Annotated in this window: 1 protein-coding gene; it reads right to left on the bottom strand. The window is 53.7% G+C overall.

All coding sequences use genetic code 11. The annotated features are described in order from the left end of the window. Positions 1–297: 297 nt before the first annotated feature. On the bottom strand, positions 298–3,174 hold a 2,877-nt coding region (locus FJ418_RS31750; protein ID WP_210243181.1), incomplete at its 5' end, for a hypothetical protein.

Raw genomic sequence — 3,174 nt, 5'->3', positions numbered from 1 at the left:
TCGTTCAGTACATGTGCGCAGGTGACCACATAACGGCCAAGCGCCAACCAGCCGCTGCCGCAGATCGCTCCGCTCTCCCCGCGGATGCTCGCCACCGGCCGCGTGTACTGCGTCGTCATGAGACCCGCCCGATCACGCCAAGAGCCAGCGCAACGATCTTCGCAAATATCAGCGCAAGTGGATCACTTATATTAGATATTATGCAGGCGGTCGACTCTTCTCTGCCTTTAGTGCGCTTATGTTGCCACGCTGCACAGGCTGCTAAAAAATGCCGACGTGGCAGGTCCACGACCCGAGTCAATACCGTGCAGTACACGGGTCGTCTGTCGCGCGGAGCCCCAGTCGGTCCAACTCGGTTTGAGAAAGTTTTGTTTGAGCTAGACGGAGGCAGGCCGTATCAATTACTTGGTCTCCAGACACAGTCCACACTGTTGCAGTGCCGTCGACAGAGGCCATGACCACTCGTGAACTGTCAGCGTCATACGATGCAGAGTAAACGTAGCCAACGTTGGTAGGCATGGACGCTATCTCTTCTCCAGTGCGCAGACTCCAAAGGCCAACAGTTCCATCGAGAGAGGCCGTTACTATCTCAGTATCATCCTTGTTAAATTCGATAGTCATGACGACATTCCGGTGCCCTTTCAGTACTCTAACCACGTTACCTGTCTGCGTTTGCCACAGTCGCACCGTCGTATCAGTATTCTCATAAAGTCCGTTACGAACGTTGGCCGAAGTAGCGACAAACTCATCGTGGTGACTAAAAACTATATTGTCCACGTAGTCCGAATGTCCTCTAAGAGTGCTCAGAAGTTTACCATCCATCGTGTCCCACATCTGCGCTATTCCTGCATCCATTCCAGCTATCAATCGACTCCCGTCGTGACTAACCGCCACAACTCCAACTTGGAATCCTTTCACTTCTAAAAGCCTCTTACCGCTATTAGCATCCCATAATCGCACGTTGTACCCAGACCCCCGATTGAAAACACCTTCATTCCCAAATTCTGCTATAAGTCGGGTTCCTGTAGAGTTGAAGAAAACCGCGGCAGCTGGACCCTCGTTTCCTGCAAGTACCAATACCTCTTTCCCAGTTGCGGAGTCCCAGACGCGAACACTCTGATCCGAGGAGGTCGTAGCGACGCGCGTGCCATCAGGATTGAAAACAGCAGAAAGAACAGCCTCGGAGTGCCCCACTAGTACAGACAACTGCCTTCCTGTAGTAGCGTCCCAGACGCGCACTGTCTTATCCTTCGACGCAGTCACTACGCGGGAGCCGTCTTGGCTAAAACTTGCAGAAGTAATTATATCTTCATGTCCGATCAACGTTAGAATTTCTCGCGCCGTCTCAGCATCCAATATCGTTGCAGAGGTGCCCTCCTGCGTGATAGTCAATATTCGCGAGCCGTCGGGACTAAAGCGTGCGAATGGAGCGACCTTCTTACCGCTAATTTGCAATAGTAGCTCTCCAGTTGCAGCGTCCCAAAGCGCAACCGAGCTGTCCCAAGAAGTCGTCATGATTCGCGTATTCAAAGAATTGAATACGGCGGAATCAACGGTATTGTGATGTCCACGTAATACCAGCTGTGCACGATTCCTACGGGCATCCCATATTTTTGCTTTATGACCGCTTGATGTCGTGACGACGCGCGACCCATCGGGACTAAATGCGGCAGAGAGAATATCCTCGTACTCCTCTCCGAATGTGGCCAGCTCATCTCCAGTCTTGACGTCCCACAGTCGCGCGGTATTGTTGTTCGAATTTGAACCGATTTCCTTCGCCGAGAGCGTTAGGATAAGAGTATCGTCAGCACTGAACGCTGCAGAGGCAACGCTCCCCTTAGGTAAGGCAAGGTCGCGAAGCTTGTTTCCGTTTGTGGCGTCCCAAATGTGCACGGTATTCCCGTCGTTGAAGCTAGCTGCAGATCCCGCATCCGTGAGCAATTTGAGTCCATCATGACTAAAAACAACCGTGCGAAGCGGGTCACCTTTCCCCCCTAGTACCAAAAGTGACTTGCCGCTGGCCGCATCCCAGATTCGGGCAGTTCGGTCCCAAGATGCGGTTGCGATGCGGTTGCCATCAGGGCTGAAAACAGCAGAGACAACGATGTCGGTGTGACCCTCTAGTATAGATAGCTGCCTTCCGGTAGTAGCGTCCCAGACGCGTACGGTTCCGTCCCTGGACGCCGTCACCACGCGAGACCCATCTTCACTAAACGTTGCCGAATCGACTAGATCCGTATGTCCAGCTAACTTTACAAGTTCTCGTCCTGTCGCAGCATCCCATATTTTCGGGGGAGTATCCTCTGCGGTTGTCAATATACGAGAGCCATCTGGACTTAGAATGGCTGTATACAGTCGACTACCGCCACCGATTGAAAGAAGCGCGGTTCCGCTCCTCGCATCCCAAACTCGGGCGCTGCTTCCAGAAGAAAGCGTTAAAATACGAGTTCCCGATCGGTCAAATGTAGCCGAGCTAAAAAAATTGGTTTCGGCGCCAAGCGAAGCGACAAGTTTGCCAGTAATAGCGTTCCACACTTTTACGTGCGTGCCAGCCGTTACGACCTGTTGCCCATCCTGGCTGAAGGCGGCGTCGTCAATTTCGCTTAGGGGATCACCTAACTCCAAAAAAAGGCGATTTTGAATATCGGCTTCCAGTATTCCAGCAATGACGTTCCGGGGGACGTCTAAACCTGCTTTGCGCAACAAGCCAAAAGAAGCAAGAGCCAATCGAAGTGCGGTGTCTGTTCGACCGGCGGCGATTTCGGCTTTGCTAAGTGCTGTGAGAGCGCTAGCTTGATTAAGCGACGCAATATTGCTCTGCCACTTTGCTCGCACATAGAAATACGTGCCGACCATCAATGTTATCAGGAGAGAGGCGAGTGCGCCGCGCAGCCAATTGTTCATGCGCTTCTGTCGCTTGCGGGCACGTTCTGCATCTTGCAGCGCGCGCCCGCGAGTGTCGGCAAGTTCCTGCGCTGCTACCGCGAGCTCTTTCGCCCGTTTCTCGCTCTCGTTCGCGGCCTTCGCGAGCTCGTTTGCCAGTCGCTCGCGTTCGCGTGCTTGCTCGAGCTCTTCCTCGGCCTCTTGCCGGGCGTGATCCTGGCTTGCCTTGATGAAGGCGCGCTCGGCGTCGTTGAGATCGTCGCCGCGGCTCTCCAGCCAGGTCGAGGCTTC

The sequence above is a fragment of the Mesorhizobium sp. B2-8-3 genome, assembly GCF_006440815.1.
GTDB lineage: Bacteria > Pseudomonadota > Alphaproteobacteria > Rhizobiales > Rhizobiaceae > Mesorhizobium.
Note: the sequence above shows the minus strand (reverse complement) of the source record. Positions and strands in the feature narration are given on the sequence as shown.